Raw genomic sequence first — 15,206 nt, forward strand, 5'->3', positions numbered from 1 at the left:
TAGCCTCCTATTCTATTCTTATTCTTGGGTCAACGATACTCATGATGATATCAGAAAGTAGTGAACCAAGTAAGTTTAAAAATCCATATAGCATTACTAACGCATTTACAACAGAATAGTCACGAAGTAGTATGGCATCTATAAATAAGTTACCCATACCAGGATAGTTGAATATTCTTTCTGCAATCATTGATCCTCCAAGAAGACCAGTTATTTGGAATCCGAAGAATGCTGCTATTGGTAGAAGAGAGTTCCTAAATATATGATGTGAATATACTTTTTTCATAGGTACACCCTTTGATCTAGCTGTCTTAACATAGTCTTGTGTCTTAGCGTCTATGATTTCGTTTCTTAGATATTGGATAGTACCAGTTGTTGAAAGTACAGCTATACATCCCGCAGGCATGATAAGGTGCTTCATTCTATTTAAGAAGTAAGCAAATGTGCCTTTGGCTATGTGAGGATCTACAGAACCCATTGTTGGTAACCATTTAAGTACATAACCAAATAGTAAAAGTGTAAATAGGTATAGTACAAATGATGGCATTGCGTATGAAATGAAGTTATATAGAATAACTCCTTTATCAAACTTAGATCCTGGGTTTCTACCAGCTTTAATTCCTAGTGGAAGAGCAATTATATAACTTAGAACAGTTGCAAATAATGCTAATGCAAATGTGTTTGCAGCTCTTGCACCGATTACTCTAGTTACAGGTTGCTTATATTGGAATGATTTTCCGAAGTCACCTTGTACAGCTTTAGAAATCCATCTCCAATATTGTTGATACCATGGGTCATACCATCCAGATTCACGTCTGATTTGTTCTAGTACTTCTGGTTTAACATTTCCACCGATTGATCCAGTAAGTGCATCTCCTGGCATTTGTTTAGCCATGATGAAGATTAATAAACTCAATATAAATAATTGAGGGATCATTAGAAGCACTCTACGTAAGACTGTTTTCCACATTATTTCTCTCCTCCTTTAAGTGCGACAAAGTGAGTATCAGAAATTTGTGTCAATGGATATACCTTATTATTGCTATCATAGTAAAGATCATATTTTTCATCATATTCTTTTTCTACTTCGTCTCTTTGGCGTTTAAGTTCTTCTTTTAATGTAGGGTCAGTGTCAGGAATAGAAGCGATAAGTTTTCTTGTGTAAATATGTTTTGGATTGTTATAAATATCTTCTCTTGTTCCTGCTTCTACGAATCTACCTCTGTGCATTATATAGATGTAGTCACACATATGTCTTACAACTCCTAAGTCGTGGGAGATGAATATATATGTTAGATTGAAATCTTTTTGAATTTTCTTCATGTAGTTTAGTACTTGAGCTTGTACTGAAAGGTCAAGTGCTGAAACTGGTTCGTCTGCAATTATTAGTTTTGGATAACAAGCAACTGATCTTGCAACCCCGATTCTTTGTCTTTGACCACCAGAGAATTCGTGAGGGTACTTGTAGATTGCTTCTTTAGCCATACCTACAATTGCAAGTAGTTCTAGAACTCTTTCAAATTCTTCTTCTTTATTTAAGTTTTCGAAGTTTCTAATAGGTTCGCCTATAATATCGATAACTCTTTTTCTAGGGTCTAATGAACTCATTGAGTCTTGGAAGATCATTTGAACGTCTTTGTTATAATGGATAGACTTTCTAACTGATTTCTTAGTTACGTCATGTCCATTGTATAGGATTTCTCCTGATGTAACATGTTCAAGACCTACAATGGTTTTACCGATTGTAGATTTACCAGATCCTGATTCTCCGATAAGTCCAATAGTCTTACCTTCGTCTATAGTCATGTTTACACCGTCAACAGCATATACATAGTCTATAATTTTGTTGAAAAATCCACCACGAATAGGGTAGTGCACCTTTAAATCTTTTATTTCTATTAAAGCCATATTACACCTCGTAATCAAATTTAAAATGTTTGTAGCATGTACATCTTACAAAGTGTCCTGGTTCAGCTTCGTGAAGCTGTGTAATCTCTTCGTGTTCGCTTTCTGGAACCCAAGGAATTCTAGGTGCAAATCTACATCCTGTACGAGGTAGGTTAATAAGTGATGGAACCATACCTTGAATAACGTGTAGTTCTTCGTTTTCTGAATCCTTTTGAGGGATAGAATTTAGAAGAGATCTTGTATATGGATGTAAAGGATTTTTAAATAATTCATTTACATTTGCAAGTTCTACAATTTCTCCAGCATACATTACAGCAACTCTGTCTGCCATTTGCGCTACGACACCAAGGTCGTGGGTGATAAGTATAATACCTGCGTGCATTTCTTTTTGTATATCAAGCATAAGGTCTAGTATTTGTGCTTGAATAGTTACGTCAAGAGCTGTTGTAGGTTCGTCAGCTATCATAATCTTAGGCTTACATGCAAGGGCTATAGAGATAATAACTCTTTGTCTCATACCACCAGAAAGTTCGTGAGGATATTGCCTCATTATTCTCTTTGGATTTTCAATTCCAACTCTGGTTAAAAGCTCTTCTACTCTAGCCATTCTTTGCTCTTTAGTCATATCAGTGTGATAGATAAGGGCTTCTTCGATTTGATCTTCAATTCTTTGAAGCGGATTAAGAGCAGATAGTGGGTCTTGGAAAATCATACCGATTTTTCCGCCACGGATTTCATTGTATTTATCCTCGTCGTATTCCAGAATATTTTCACCTTCGAAAATAACTTCACCAGATACTCTAGTGTAATTAAAATCGTGAAGTCCCATTATAGTTGTAGCAAGAGTGGATTTACCACATCCTGATTCTCCAACTATCGCTAAAACTTCATCTGGATACAAGGACAAATTAACATCGTCTACGGCATCGTAGTAGTCGTCTTTGATTCTGAAAGCCGTATGTAGGTCTTTCATCTCAAGTAAAACTTCTTTGTCCATTTAATTACTCCATTCTTTTTTTAAGTTGTGTTTATTATACCATAATTATGTATGGTAAATAAAGTTTTTAAAATTTTATCTTAAAAACTATGAAAGAAAATTCACATAGAATTTCTAACCTTATAGTAATCATTATAATGAAAATCTTTTCATAAAGCAATAAAAGTTTCATGGAATGTAACAAAATCTCTGTATTTATAGTGTGCAATAGATTACCTATGTATTTTAAATTTGTATTTCTTCTAATTTTCACAAAATGGTTTGAGAAAAACAATTTTTTTGTATAAAATATAATTAGTTATAACGGAGGTAATGATGGAACAGAATGTTTATTTAGATAAAACAAAATTAGATGAAATAGAAAGTATGGTAAATTCTCTTATAGAATCTATGGATATAGATGGAATGAAGGCAAAACTTAGAGACTTAAATGATAAACAAATGGAAGAAGGTTTCTGGGACGATACAGAGTCTGCTCAAAAAACTATAAAAGAATTTAATCATTATAATAGAAAGATTGAAAACTTAAAAAGTTTAACAGATGAGATATCTTCTTTAAAAGATCTTCTTGAAATTATGGAAATGGAAGGAGACTATTCAAGCTACAAAGATTTCAAAGATGATCTTATAAAACTTGAAAAGCATGCAGAAGATTTCAAGATTGCTACACTTTTAAATGACAAATATGACGACAACGATGTAATTCTACAGATTCATGCGGGAGCAGGTGGAACCGAAGCGCAAGACTGGGCATCGATGCTTCTTAGAATGTATACGAGATACTGTGAACAGAAAGGATTTTCTGCAGAGATTTTGGACCTGCAAAAAGAAGATGAAGCTGGAATCAAATCTGCAACGCTACTTATAAAAGGAGACTCTTGCTACGGATATTTAAAAGGAGAAAAGGGCGTCCACAGACTCGTAAGAATTTCTCCTTTCGATTCAAATAAGAGAAGACACACATCATTTTCTTCTGTGGATGTCTATCCAGAGCTTGAAGATGTTGAAGATGTAGATATAAAGCCAGAGGATTTAAAGATTGACACATACAGATCTTCGGGAGCAGGCGGACAACACGTAAATACAACAGACTCTGCCGTAAGAATCACTCACATTCCAACGGGAGTAGTAGTTCAATGTCAAAATGAAAGAAGTCAAATTCAAAACAGAGAGACTGCTATGAAACTTCTAAAAGCAAAACTTATATCTCTTGCTCAAGAAGAACAGAAGGAAGCTATAGAAGATCTATCTGGCAACTATTCGCAAATAGCTTGGGGAAGTCAGATAAGATCCTATGTTTTCCAACCATATACAATGGTAAAAGATCACAGAACCAACGAAGAAATTGGTGATGTGGAGTCCGTTATGGATGGAAATTTAGATCCTTTTATAAACGCATATTTACAATCTAAGGTAAAATAATAAAAATATTTGATATTTTATTTATAAATATGTTGACAAAATAAAAACTAACTGATAGAATGGACCAGTATTGAAAGTAGAGCTCGCACTCTCACCTTACGCCGATGGAGGTTTAAGGTAAAAATTATCGAGATATTTTTGCGGGCTTTTTGCCCGCTTTTTTAATTTATGGAGGTGCTACAATTATTAAAGAACTTCAAATCAACGAAGCTATTAGAGAACAGGAAGTAAGACTTATCGACGAAGATGGAGAACAAATAGGAGTTGTCTCAAGAAGACATGCTCTTGATTTAGCAATTGAAAAGAGGCTTGATCTAGTTAAGATTGCGCCACAGGCTAAACCACCTGTTTGTCGTATCATGGACTATGGAAAGTACAGATACGAACTTATTAAAAGGGAAAAAGAATCAAAGAAAAAACAAAAGGTGATTAGTATAAAAGAAATCAGATTTACACCAAGTATCGAAGATCATGATTTAAGAACAAAGGCTAATCAAACTATTGGTTTTTTAAAAAGAGGAGATAGGGTTAAAGTTTCTGTTCGTTTTAGAGGGCGAGAGCTTGGACATACAGAATTAGGACGTGAAGTTCTAGATAACTTTGTCGAACTCATATCCGACAATGGTGTAGTAGATAAAAAACCAAAGATGGAAGGTAGAAGCATGGTTATGTTTCTAAATCCAAAGAATGAAAAGGAACAATAGGAGGATAATATGGCTAAGATGAAAACCCATAGAGCGTCAGCGAAGAGATTTAAGAGAACTGGCTCTGGAAAAATAAAGAGATTTTTTGCATTTAAAGGTCATCTTACAGGAAAGAAGACATCTAAGAGAAAAAGAAAATTAAGAAAATCAGCAGTAGTATCTAAAGGCGATCAAAGAAGAATTGATCACATGATTCCTTAATATAGGAGGTAGAAATGAGAGTTAAAAGAGGCGTTAACGCTAAGAAAAGACATAAGAAAATATTAAAACAAGCCAAAGGATATTTTGGAGCAAAATCTAAATTATTTAGACCAGCTAACCAAGCTGTTATGAAATCTCTTAACTACCAATTCTTCGGTAGAAAGCAAAGAAAGAGAGACTTCAGACAACTTTGGATCGCAAGAATCAATGCAGCTTGTAGACAAAATGGAATGAGTTATTCAAAATTCATCGCTGGACTTAAAAAACATGAAGTAGAAATCAACAGAAAGATGCTTTCTGAAATTGCTATAAATGATCCACAAGGTTTTGCAAAGCTTGTTGAATTAGCTAAAAACTAAGAGTTCCCCTTGTGGGAACTTATTTTTTTTAAAAATATTATGACGAAAATATACGAGAGAATAGTTAAGAATGTTCCTCTATTTTTAGGGATGTCATTCTTAATAGTAATCTTAATTGGTGCAACACTTCTAAGCCTTCCGATTGCATCTGTGGATGGAAACTCTGTAGGTTTTGTAAATTCATTCTTCACAGCAAGCTCTGCCACTGCAGTAACAGGACTTGTAGTAGCAAACACAGCGACACAGTGGACAATGTTTGGAAAAGTTGTAATCATAACTCTAATTCAAATAGGTGGACTGGGGACGATTACTTTATTTTCAATTGCAACGGTACTTCTAGGTAAGAAGGTTTCTCTACAACAGAGACTTCTTGTGAAGGAGCAGCTAAATATAACATCCATGTCTGGAATAGTAAAATGGGTTATATATGTTACTAAGATTACATTTTTAATTGAATTTACTGGAGCTTTGCTTTTAAGTTTTTCTCTAATTCCAAAATATGGATTTATAACTGGAGTTTGGTATTCTATATTTCATGCGATATCAGCTTTTTGTAATGCGGGATTTGATCTCTTTGGAGATTCAATTGTGTCATATAGTGGAGATATCTATATAAACATGATTATATGTGGTCTAGTTATTATGGGAGGACTTGGATTTTTAGTCTACATGGACATATATAATTCAAGAAATTTTAGAAATTTAAAGATGCACTCAAAGGTTGTAATCTCTGTATCAGCTCTTCTACTAATCATAGGGACAGTTGCAACGCTTTTAATAGAGTATAACAATTCTCTAAGCATTGGAGATTTTGGCTTTGGACACAAGGTGCTAGCTTCTTTTTTCCAATCAACAGTTACTAGAACCGCTGGATTTAATTCCATAGATATAGGGCAAGTTCACGATGCGACGGCAATTATATACATTCTTCTAATGTTTATAGGAGGAAGTCCTGCATCCACTGCCGGTGGGCTTAAGACCACCACATTTGCGGTTATGATTTTCTCTACCATAGGAATGGTTAGAGGTGAACATGACATAGTTATATTTAATAGAAAGATAGATAAAGAAGTAATACTTAGGGCGCTTGCAATAACCATTGTCTGCATCTCCCTTGTCATTACTGTTACGATGGCTGTTGCTATTATAGAGCATGACAGGTTTGAATTTTTGGATATATTATTTGAATCTGTAAGTGCATTTGGAACCGTAGGTATGACTAGAGGAATAACTCCTCATCTTTCTGATATCTCAAAGATAATCCTTGGGTTTACAATGTTTATAGGTAGAGTTGGACCGACCACCATTGCGGTAGGTCTCATGAAGACGAAGCCATCTAGTATTAAGTACGCATCAGGGAAAATATTGGTAGGGTGATAAAATGAAATCATATATAGTATTTGGTTGTGGAAAGTTTGGATCTTCTGTTGCGAAGACACTTTCTGAACTTGGAAACGAAGTAATGATTGTGGATATAAATATGGATTCCATAGAGGAGATTGCAGATTATGTAACCACAGCGATACAATGCGATGTAATGGATCAAAATGCAACCAGCGAAATGGGACTTAAAAATTTCGATGCAGCGGTAGTTGCAATAGGAACCAATTTTGAAGCGGCAATTATGTCCACAGTTCTTGCTAAAGAGGCAGGGATTGAGTATATAGTAGCTAAGGCTATAAACAATAGACAAGCTCTTATACTTAAGAAGCTTGGGGCTGATAAAATAATATTTCCGGAAAGAGATATGGGTGTGAGAGTTGCGCACAATTTAAGTGCATCCAACTTGATGGACTTCATACAACTTTCTCCAGACTATTCAATTGCAGAATTTTTATGTCCAGTTACTTGGACAGGCAAGACTTTGAAACAACTAAATGTTAGAAATAAGTACAAAGTTACAGTTCTTGCAATAGAACGCGGAAATAATGATATACAAATAGATCCTCATCCGGATTCAGCTCTTCAAGAAGGAGATGTGCTAGTGCTACTTGGCAAGGATGAAGATTTAAAAGACATCGAAAAAATAACTAGTTAATAATTTTAAGATCTTAGATGCATCATTTAAGATCTTTTTTTTTTACAAAAATTTTAAAATTATGATTGTTTAAAATTTGATTATCAAGTAAAAAATCGGGTAAACTTATAAAAGAGGTGATAATAATGATTACATTAGAAGCAATCGACTACGTTATAAATATGACTGGAGCAGAATTTAGCGATGTAAGAATAGCGCTTATAGACGCAGATGGAGATGTAGATCGCGCTATAGAACTTATAAAGGAAAGAAAACAATTTAGAAAATTTGATAAAGAACATAATGATAGTGAATTTGAAAGTGAAGCAGAAGAAGTATTCAAAGATTTTCAAGATAAATTTACAAAGTCTGCAAGCAAAACTTTTGGAAATTTACAAGGAAGCGTAGAAGATATAATCGAAGCGATAAAAGAAATCTTTAGAAAAGGAAACGCTAGAAAATTACTTATCGAAAAGAATGGAGAAACTGTACTTCAACTATCTCTTACTGCATCAATAGTTGCAGCTATTGCAGCACCGATTGCAGCAGTTTTGGGACTTGGTGTAGCTTATTCAAATTCATATAAGTTCTTAATCATGATGGAAGATGGAACAAGCATCGACGTAGAAGAATATATTAAAAGCAAGACTAAATCAAGTAAAAATGATTCATCAGATGACGAAGAAGAACAAACTATCATAGATGAAGACGAAGAAGATAAATAAAATTATTTTTTTGGTAGCTACTAACTGGTAGCTACTTTTTTTATTGTTTAGAAAAAATTAGTAGTGAAAAATTTTAAAAAATGCTTCATGTAACAAGATTAGAGTATTTGTTGATAATACTCCTACTATTCTGATATAATAGATGTAATTGGAGGTGAGCTTATGCCAGCAATCATAAATAGTGAAAAAGGTGCTGTAGTAATTGAAAACAATGTAATCGCAACCATAGCAGGGATGGCCGCTATGAAATCCTACGGCATAGTAGGCATGGCTTCTAAAAGTGCAACTGATGGACTTTTGGAACTACTAAAATTTGAAAATATTTCTAAAGGAATAAAAGTTTTAACTGAAGACGATAAATTAATGATAGAAATCCATGTAGTATTAGAATATGGAGTAAGAATATCTACTGTTGGAGAAAATATAATCGACAATGTTAAGTTCTATATCAAAGATTTAACTGGTATTGAACCTTACAATGTTGAGGTTATAGTTGAAGGAGTAAGAATTAAATAAGAGGTATGTATGACTAATAAAAATATTTCACTTAAGTCATGTATTAATGGCGCGGTGAATTTTCTTTTAATGAACAAGGACCATGTAAATACCCTTAATGTCTTTCCTGTTCCTGACGGGGACACTGGTACTAACATGGGTCTTACATCTAAATCTGCCTTAAAGCAGGTTAATGAACTACAATCTGATGACGTTTATGAAGTAGCTCTTGCGGCTTCTCGTGGTTCTCTTATGGGAGCCAGAGGAAACTCAGGGGTAATTTTATCCCAATTTTTAAGAGGTTTTGCCGAAGGGCTTAAAGATAAAAAAGTTATAACTAACAAAGATTTTGCAAAGGCATTGAAATCTGCATCAGACACAACCTATAAAGCTGTAATGAAACCTACTGAAGGTACAATCCTAACTGTAGGTAGAGAGACGGCTGATTTTGCTATGAAAAATTATAGCAAGTACGAAAATATTTTAGATTTTATGGAAGATATTGTGAAAGCTTCTAAAGAATCTTTGGAAAGAACTCCAGAAAAACTTCCTGTATTGAAAGAAGCAGGAGTGGTTGACTCTGGTGGAGCTGGTCTTGTATATCTATTAGAAGGAGCGCTTAGAGCTCTAAGGGGAGAAGTAATCGAAGTTGTAGGAGAAGATGAAGAGCTTAAAAAGAAAGAGCAGAAAGAAATTTCTTTTGACGATTACGACAAAGATTTGGAATTCGGTTACTGTACAGAATTTGTTATAAGAACAGATATTGACGATACAGATGAATTAAAAAATAAATTGATGCCGCTAGGAGATTGTCTACTAGTAGTAGGTGGAGCAGGAACTGGAGTTATAAAAGTTCACGTTCACACAAATAATCCTGGTAGAGCACTTGAATACGCGGTAGAACTTGGTCAACTTCAAGATATAAAGATCGATAACATGAGGTACCAACACAAGGAAACTCTATTCGATGAAGCTGAAGTGGAAAAAGCTAGAAAGAGCAATATAAAGAAGAAATATGCCATAGTTTCTGTTTCTATGGGAGAAGGAATAAACGAAGTCTTCAACTCACTAAATGTTGACTATATAATTGAAGGAGGACAAACCATGAATCCTTCTACAGAAGATTTCTTAAAGGCGATTGATAGTTTAAATGCCGATCACATCATACTTCTTCCAAACAACTCAAACATAATTCTTGCTGCTAACCAAGCTAAGGAACTATCAGACAAGGATGTGTATGTAGTAGAAACTAAATCCGTTCCACAAGGTATAGGAGCGCTATTTGTACTTGATGAAGAAAAAGATCCAGAAGAAAATATTGAAAATATGAAAGAAGAATTAAATCATATTAAGACTGGATCTGTAACCTATGCTGTTAGAGATACCACTTCAAATGGATCTCAAATCAAAAAAGATCAAATAATTGGCCTTACCGGAAAAGAAATAGAATCCTTTGGCGATGATTTGGATGAAGTAACTGAAAAACTCATCGAAAAAATGGTGGACGACGAATCTTCTGTCATTACTCTATACTATGGAAATGGACTTGAAGAAGAAGATACAGAAAATCTAATGGATAAGCTAGAAGAAACATATGATGAATTGGATGTGGTGTTCGTAAGAGGAGCGCAACCACTATACTATTACATCTTATCAGTAGAATAGGCAGATTTAATCTGCTTATTTTTTTTAAAAATTTTTGGAATTGGAGTAATAGATGAAGCTATTCGATAAACTAGATACTTTAAATGGAGTGGGTCCTAAGAAAAAATCCTACTTGGAAGCGATGGGCCTTGAAACAATTTCAGATCTTGCGGAATATTTCCCTATTAGATTTATAGATTCAACCAATATGAAGCCGATAAAAGATTTGGTGGAAGGGGAGTTTGCGACCATTAAAGCAGAAGTGGTGCAGGTGGTCCCTCACTATCACGGCAGACTTAAAAGACTGGATGTAATTGTAACAGATGGATTTAATCTAAAAATTTCTTTCTTTAATCAAAACTTTCTATCTTCGACATTTTTAAAAGGGGAACAGTTCTACTTCTATGGCAAGGTGTCAAGGTTTGGAAACAATCTCACCATGACCTCGCCAAAATTTGAAAATGTAAAGAGAAAAAAGGTACTAGGAAGTATCATTCCCGTCTATCAACAGTCGAAGGATATAAATAACAAAGAACTTATAAAATTAACAGACCAAGTGCTAAAAGAATATGCTTGGAAAAATGTCCTTCCACAAGAAATTTTGGAAAAGTACAAGCTCTATGACATGGACAAGACCATGAGAGAGCTACACAGACCTAAATCTCAAAAAACTTACGGAAACGCAAGAAACTCCTATTCATTCTACGAAATTTTAATCTATCTTCTAGCCTTATCTACAATAAAAAAAGATAGGGAAGAGACGGACATAAAACTTATAGAATTTGAAATAGAAGAGTTTCTAAACACATTACCATTTACCCTAACCGATTCACAGATGAAAGTAATCGAAGAAGTAAAGGGAGATTTAAAGAGCGGCTACAGGGTAGACAGGCTTATCCAAGGGGACGTAGGTTCAGGTAAAACTGTGGTTGCAATGGCAATAATGTATCTATTCTATAAAAATGGATTTCAATCTGCAATCATGGCACCGACAGAAATCTTGGCGACCCAGCACCACAATTCATTTAAAAATACTTTTGATAAACTTGGAATAAATGTAGCACTTCTTATCGGCTCAATGAAGAAATCACAAAAAGATGAGGTCCTAGAAGATTTAAAATCTGGAAAAGTTGACATGATTGTTGGGACCCACGCGCTTATATCGGAAAATGTAGAATTTAAAAATCTCGGCATAAGTATAGTGGACGAGCAACATAGATTCGGAGTTTTGCAGAGAAAAAATCTTTCTGACAAGGGAGTGCACACCATCGTCATGACTGCAACCCCGATACCTAGGACACTTGCACTTGTAATGTACCAAGATCTTCAAGTTTCTACCATCGACACACCACCTGCGGGAAGGCTTAAGATTCAAACTGCAACCATAAATGAAAATGGGCTTATAAAAGCACTTGAATTTATAGAAAAAGAGTTGAAAGAAGGAAGACAGGCGTATATAATCTGTCCTATGATCGACGAAAATGAGATGCTCGATTTAAATTCTGTTAAGAAGGTCTATAAAGAGATTAAAAAATATTTCAAAGATTACAATGTTGGTCTTCTTCATGGTCAGATGAAACCTGATGAGAAGGACAGACAGATGGAAGACTTTGAGAAGAATAAAATAAATGTACTTGTTTCAACCACAGTAGTTGAAGTCGGAGTAAATGTGCCAAACGCTACGGTGATGATGGTGGTAAATGCAGAGAGATTTGGACTATCCCAACTCCATCAGCTAAGGGGAAGAGTAGGAAGAGGAACTCACCAAGGTTACTGCATACTATATAATAAATCTGAATCGGAAATAGCCTCTATGAGGATGAAGGTCATGGTAGAATCCACAGATGGATTCTATATTTCGGAAAAAGATTTGGAACTTCGTGGCTCGGGAGATATATTCGGAGTAAGACAATCGGGATTTATGGGATTTATCATGGCAAACCCGATAAAAGACAAAATGATTTTAAAATACGCTGCCCTAGAAGCTAAAAATATATATAGAGATGACCCGGATTTTATAAAGCCAGAGCATCTTCAACTAAAAATAAGCGTAGATAGACTAATTTCTAGAAAGTTTAATTGTTAGATTATTGATAATGTGTTAAAATAGTAATAATTGGAGGACTATGAGAGTAATATCAGGAATAGCAAAGGGTATGCGTCTTGTGTCCGTTGAAGGAATGGATGTAAGACCTACAGCAGACAGAGTAAAAGAATCTGTATTTAATATTATTGGTCAATATTTTCATGACAAAGAAGCACTGGATATATTTTGTGGATCTGGAGGAAATGGTATAGAATTTCTATCCAGGGGAGCAAAAAGCTGTGTCTTTGTAGATACTTGTAGCGAATCACTAAAAGTTACAAGAGAAAATCTAAAGCACACCAAGCTAAATGAAGGTGCAAAAGTCATAAATATGGACTATAAAAAATATTTAAAGACCACAGAGGATAGATTTGACATCATCTACATGGATCCACCATTTGACGAACTGCAAAAGTATCGTCATACATTAGCAATAATACTTGAAAGAAACTTACTTAAAAAAGATGGATTGCTAGTGGTAGAATATAGGTATGGAAGTAGAATAGACTTTACAGGCTATGAAGTACTTAAAGAAAAGAAGTATGGATCTACATCCATAGCAGTATTGGGAGTGCCAGATGAAAGCAATATATGCCGGTAGTTTTGATCCGGTAACGAATGGGCATATAGATATAATAAAACGTGCCAGAAATATTTTCGGAGAAGTTACAGTCGCAGTCTTAAACAATGTCAAGAAACATGGACTCTTCACAGTAGAGGAGAGGATGGAACTTCTAGAAGAAGTGACAAAGGACCTTGACGGAGTAACAATAGATTCATTTACAGGACTACTTGCAGATTATGCAAAAGAAAATAACTGTAAAGTAATCATAAGAGGCATAAGGACAGCTTCTGACTATGAAAGTGAATATATATTAGCAATGGCAAATATGCACTACTATGAAGGTTTAGAAACGGTATTTCTACTATCATCGAACAAGAACACATTTGTAAGTTCAACCCTTGCAAAGGAAGTGGCGATGTTTGATGGGGATTTAAGTTTATTTGTGCCAGATATAGTAGGCGACGCTATGAAAGAAAAATTAATTGGGAGGTAGCAGATGACACTAATGGAATTGGTAGATGAGTTAGAACAACTTATCCAAACAGCAAGCAGTATTCCTCTAACAGGAAAGACTGTAGTAGAAAAAGAAGAAGTTCTAGAAATAATAAGAGATATAAAGGCAGAACTTCCATCAGAAATCAAAGAAGCACAAAAGATTTCAACAGACAGAGAACAAATCATCACAGGAGCGCATGAAGAAGCTGACAGAATCATGGCAGCAGCAAGAGCTCACGCAGAAGAAATGATAAGAGAAGATGAACTTGTTCTAAAGGCAAATGAAAGAGCGGAAGAAATTCTAAGCTCAGCACAAAGAGAATCCACTCAAATTAGAGAAGGAGCTCGTGACTATGCAGATGAATTACTAGAAAGAACACAAACAAATCTTACTGAAATAATCAAAACAATAAATTCAAACAGACAGGAACTTAGAGGATAACTAAGTTCCTTTTTTATTTGTGATTTTTGCTTTTAGAACATTAAAATTAATAATTGTTACTACGCTATACGTATAGCATTTAAAAAAATAATTCATGCTCTATGTAGAGCATTTAAAATTTATACTAAAACTTTAAATTTCAAAAAAGAAATAAATCTTAAAAGTTTTATTGTTTCAAAAATATAATTTTAATATTTTATAAGTTTCACCAAATGTAACGAAATTATCGTGATTTATATTTAACACAACTTTCATAATAAACTATTGCAAATAGCAAAACATAATGTTAGACTAATAAACAGTGAGAACATAAATGCTTTTTATTTTTATAAAAAATTTTCGCATTTATAAAAGGAGGATATTTTGAAAAATATAAAATTATTTTCAGTTGTAGCACTTTCTCTAGCACTTTTAGCTGGATGTTCAAATGATAAGCCAGCTAACCAAGGCGCAAACAAACAAAATGCAGGGGCTGCTACAGAAAACAAAGTTGCCTATACTGAAATGGCAGGAGAAGAACTAGATAAGATTGAAGAAGATAACAAGGCTAAAGAAAAATACTTAGTTATCGATGTTAGACCAACTGAACAATACAACGAAGGTCACGTTAAACACGCTATCAACATTCCAGTTGATGAACTAAAAGACAGACTTTCTGAAATCGAATCTTACAAAGATAAAGATGTTGTAACAGTTTGCAATACTGGTAAAAAATCTTCTGAAGCTGCGCAAATCCTAGTTGACAATGGATTTACAAAAGTTGCTAACGCTCAAGGCGTAAAAGACTTTTCATACACAACTATGACTAAGGCTGCTACAGTTCTTGGACCACAGTTCAATGAAATGGCAAAATCAGGAAACTACACAATCATTGACGTAAGAGATGAAAAAGATTACAACGAAGGACACATTGAAGGCGCAATCCATACAACAGTTGACACTTACATGGATGATATTAAGAGTTTCCCAACTGACAAACCATTCTTAACCTACTGTTATTCAGGCAATAGATCATGGCAAGTAGCTGACGAACTAGCTAAAGAAGGACATGAAGTTTACAATGCGTATGACGGAACAAAAGAATACGACGGATACGAATTGGTAAAATAACTAATTATTAGGCTTTGGGGATTACTCCAAAGCCAT

At 34.5% G+C, this 15,206-nt stretch carries 17 protein-coding genes; 14 read left to right on the forward strand and 3 right to left on the reverse strand.

Annotation, left to right across the window (positions count from 1 at the left end):
* Positions 1–7: 7 nt before the first annotated feature.
* From opp4B to HMPREF9225_RS04750, 3 genes are read right to left on the reverse strand one after another with little or no spacing between them, the layout of a single operon-like run.
* Positions 8–970: an oligopeptide ABC transporter permease gene (gene opp4B, locus HMPREF9225_RS04740; protein WP_008901809.1), complete on the reverse strand. Its 963-nt coding sequence runs from the start codon at positions 968–970 to the stop codon at positions 8–10.
* Positions 970–1,908 (reverse strand): ATP-binding cassette domain-containing protein, encoded by a 939-nt coding sequence (locus HMPREF9225_RS04745; protein ID WP_008901810.1) that lies wholly within the window; start codon positions 1,906–1,908, stop codon positions 970–972. The genes opp4B and HMPREF9225_RS04745 overlap by 1 nt, the downstream gene beginning before the upstream one ends.
* Position 1,909: 1 nt before the next feature.
* Positions 1,910–2,905 carry an ABC transporter ATP-binding protein gene (locus HMPREF9225_RS04750; protein ID WP_008901811.1) on the reverse strand — a complete coding sequence of 332 codons (996 nt, stop codon included), beginning with the start codon at positions 2,903–2,905 and terminating at the stop codon, positions 1,910–1,912.
* Positions 2,906–3,220: 315 nt separating this feature from the next.
* On the opposite strand from HMPREF9225_RS04750, the gene prfB reads away from it, so the two are divergent.
* The 14 genes from prfB (at position 3,221) to HMPREF9225_RS04820 (ending at position 15,170) form a co-directional block, all read left to right on the forward strand.
* Positions 3,221–4,327: a peptide chain release factor 2 gene (gene prfB / locus HMPREF9225_RS04755; RefSeq protein WP_008901812.1), complete on the forward strand. Its 1,107-nt coding sequence runs from the start codon at positions 3,221–3,223 to the stop codon at positions 4,325–4,327.
* A gap of 149 nt (positions 4,328–4,476) precedes the next feature.
* Complete coding sequence (gene infC, locus HMPREF9225_RS04760; RefSeq protein ID WP_008901813.1) at positions 4,477–5,031, forward strand: translation initiation factor IF-3; 555 nt, start codon at positions 4,477–4,479, stop codon at positions 5,029–5,031.
* 9 nt (positions 5,032–5,040) lie between these two features.
* A complete protein-coding gene (gene rpmI / locus HMPREF9225_RS04765) occupies positions 5,041–5,232 on the forward strand; it encodes a 50S ribosomal protein L35 (protein WP_008901814.1) in 192 nt (63 codons plus the stop codon).
* A gap of 14 nt (positions 5,233–5,246) precedes the next feature.
* Positions 5,247–5,591 (forward strand): 50S ribosomal protein L20, encoded by a 345-nt coding sequence (rplT, locus tag HMPREF9225_RS04770; RefSeq protein WP_008901815.1) that lies wholly within the window; start codon positions 5,247–5,249, stop codon positions 5,589–5,591.
* 9 nt (positions 5,592–5,600) lie between these two features.
* Entirely contained in the window at positions 5,601–6,968 is a 1,368-nt protein-coding gene (locus tag HMPREF9225_RS04775) for a TrkH family potassium uptake protein (RefSeq protein WP_008901816.1), read from the forward strand.
* A gap of 4 nt (positions 6,969–6,972) precedes the next feature.
* Complete coding sequence (locus HMPREF9225_RS04780) at positions 6,973–7,629, forward strand: potassium channel family protein (RefSeq protein ID WP_008901817.1); 657 nt, start codon at positions 6,973–6,975, stop codon at positions 7,627–7,629.
* 125 nt (positions 7,630–7,754) lie between these two features.
* Positions 7,755–8,333 carry a DUF4342 domain-containing protein gene (locus HMPREF9225_RS04785; protein WP_008901818.1) on the forward strand — a complete coding sequence of 193 codons (579 nt, stop codon included), beginning with the start codon at positions 7,755–7,757 and terminating at the stop codon, positions 8,331–8,333.
* 162 nt (positions 8,334–8,495) lie between these two features.
* Entirely contained in the window at positions 8,496–8,849 is a 354-nt protein-coding gene (locus tag HMPREF9225_RS04790) for an Asp23/Gls24 family envelope stress response protein (protein WP_008901819.1), read from the forward strand.
* A 9-nt stretch (positions 8,850–8,858) separates the two neighbouring features.
* Complete coding sequence (locus HMPREF9225_RS04795) at positions 8,859–10,493, forward strand: DAK2 domain-containing protein (RefSeq protein WP_008901820.1); 1,635 nt, start codon at positions 8,859–8,861, stop codon at positions 10,491–10,493.
* 52 nt (positions 10,494–10,545) lie between these two features.
* Positions 10,546–12,558 (forward strand): ATP-dependent DNA helicase RecG, encoded by a 2,013-nt coding sequence (gene recG / locus HMPREF9225_RS04800; RefSeq protein WP_008901821.1) that lies wholly within the window; start codon positions 10,546–10,548, stop codon positions 12,556–12,558.
* A gap of 40 nt (positions 12,559–12,598) precedes the next feature.
* On the forward strand, positions 12,599–13,159 hold the full coding sequence (gene rsmD, locus HMPREF9225_RS04805) for a 16S rRNA (guanine(966)-N(2))-methyltransferase RsmD (protein ID WP_008901822.1): 561 nt from the start codon (positions 12,599–12,601) through the stop codon (positions 13,157–13,159).
* Positions 13,137–13,616 (forward strand): pantetheine-phosphate adenylyltransferase, encoded by a 480-nt coding sequence (gene coaD, locus HMPREF9225_RS04810; RefSeq protein WP_008901823.1) that lies wholly within the window; start codon positions 13,137–13,139, stop codon positions 13,614–13,616. Before rsmD ends, coaD begins: the two co-directional genes overlap by 23 nt.
* Before the next feature lie 3 nt (positions 13,617–13,619).
* Entirely contained in the window at positions 13,620–14,060 is a 441-nt protein-coding gene (locus HMPREF9225_RS04815; RefSeq protein WP_008901824.1) for a hypothetical protein, read from the forward strand.
* A gap of 363 nt (positions 14,061–14,423) precedes the next feature.
* The gene (locus HMPREF9225_RS04820; protein ID WP_008901825.1) at positions 14,424–15,170 is read left to right on the forward strand and encodes a rhodanese-like domain-containing protein; all 747 of its coding nucleotides are present in this window, start codon (positions 14,424–14,426) and stop codon (positions 15,168–15,170) included.
* Positions 15,171–15,206: the final 36 nt, after the last annotated feature.

It is taken from the genome of Peptoniphilus duerdenii ATCC BAA-1640, assembly GCF_000146345.1.
Lineage (GTDB): Bacteria > Bacillota > Clostridia > Tissierellales > Peptoniphilaceae > Peptoniphilus_B > Peptoniphilus_B duerdenii.

What these genes read in the sequence shown, in the direction of transcription:
- opp4B (WP_008901809.1), bottom strand. Translation starts at nt 970, where the DNA reads ATGTGGAAAACAGTCTTACGTAGAGTGCTTCTAATGATCCCTCAATTA.
- HMPREF9225_RS04745 (WP_008901810.1), bottom strand. Translation starts at nt 1,908, where the DNA reads ATGGCTTTAATAGAAATAAAAGATTTAAAGGTGCACTACCCTATTCGT.
- HMPREF9225_RS04750 (WP_008901811.1), bottom strand. Translation starts at nt 2,905, where the DNA reads ATGGACAAAGAAGTTTTACTTGAGATGAAAGACCTACATACGGCTTTC.
- prfB (WP_008901812.1), top strand. Translation starts at nt 3,221, where the DNA reads ATGGAACAGAATGTTTATTTAGATAAAACAAAATTAGATGAAATAGAA.
- rpmI (WP_008901814.1), top strand. Translation starts at nt 5,041, where the DNA reads ATGGCTAAGATGAAAACCCATAGAGCGTCAGCGAAGAGATTTAAGAGA.
- rplT (WP_008901815.1), top strand. Translation starts at nt 5,247, where the DNA reads ATGAGAGTTAAAAGAGGCGTTAACGCTAAGAAAAGACATAAGAAAATA.
- HMPREF9225_RS04780 (WP_008901817.1), top strand. Translation starts at nt 6,973, where the DNA reads ATGAAATCATATATAGTATTTGGTTGTGGAAAGTTTGGATCTTCTGTT.
- HMPREF9225_RS04785 (WP_008901818.1), top strand. Translation starts at nt 7,755, where the DNA reads ATGATTACATTAGAAGCAATCGACTACGTTATAAATATGACTGGAGCA.
- HMPREF9225_RS04790 (WP_008901819.1), top strand. Translation starts at nt 8,496, where the DNA reads ATGCCAGCAATCATAAATAGTGAAAAAGGTGCTGTAGTAATTGAAAAC.
- HMPREF9225_RS04795 (WP_008901820.1), top strand. Translation starts at nt 8,859, where the DNA reads ATGACTAATAAAAATATTTCACTTAAGTCATGTATTAATGGCGCGGTG.
- recG (WP_008901821.1), top strand. Translation starts at nt 10,546, where the DNA reads ATGAAGCTATTCGATAAACTAGATACTTTAAATGGAGTGGGTCCTAAG.
- rsmD (WP_008901822.1), top strand. Translation starts at nt 12,599, where the DNA reads ATGAGAGTAATATCAGGAATAGCAAAGGGTATGCGTCTTGTGTCCGTT.
- coaD (WP_008901823.1), top strand. Translation starts at nt 13,137, where the DNA reads ATGAAAGCAATATATGCCGGTAGTTTTGATCCGGTAACGAATGGGCAT.
- HMPREF9225_RS04815 (WP_008901824.1), top strand. Translation starts at nt 13,620, where the DNA reads ATGACACTAATGGAATTGGTAGATGAGTTAGAACAACTTATCCAAACA.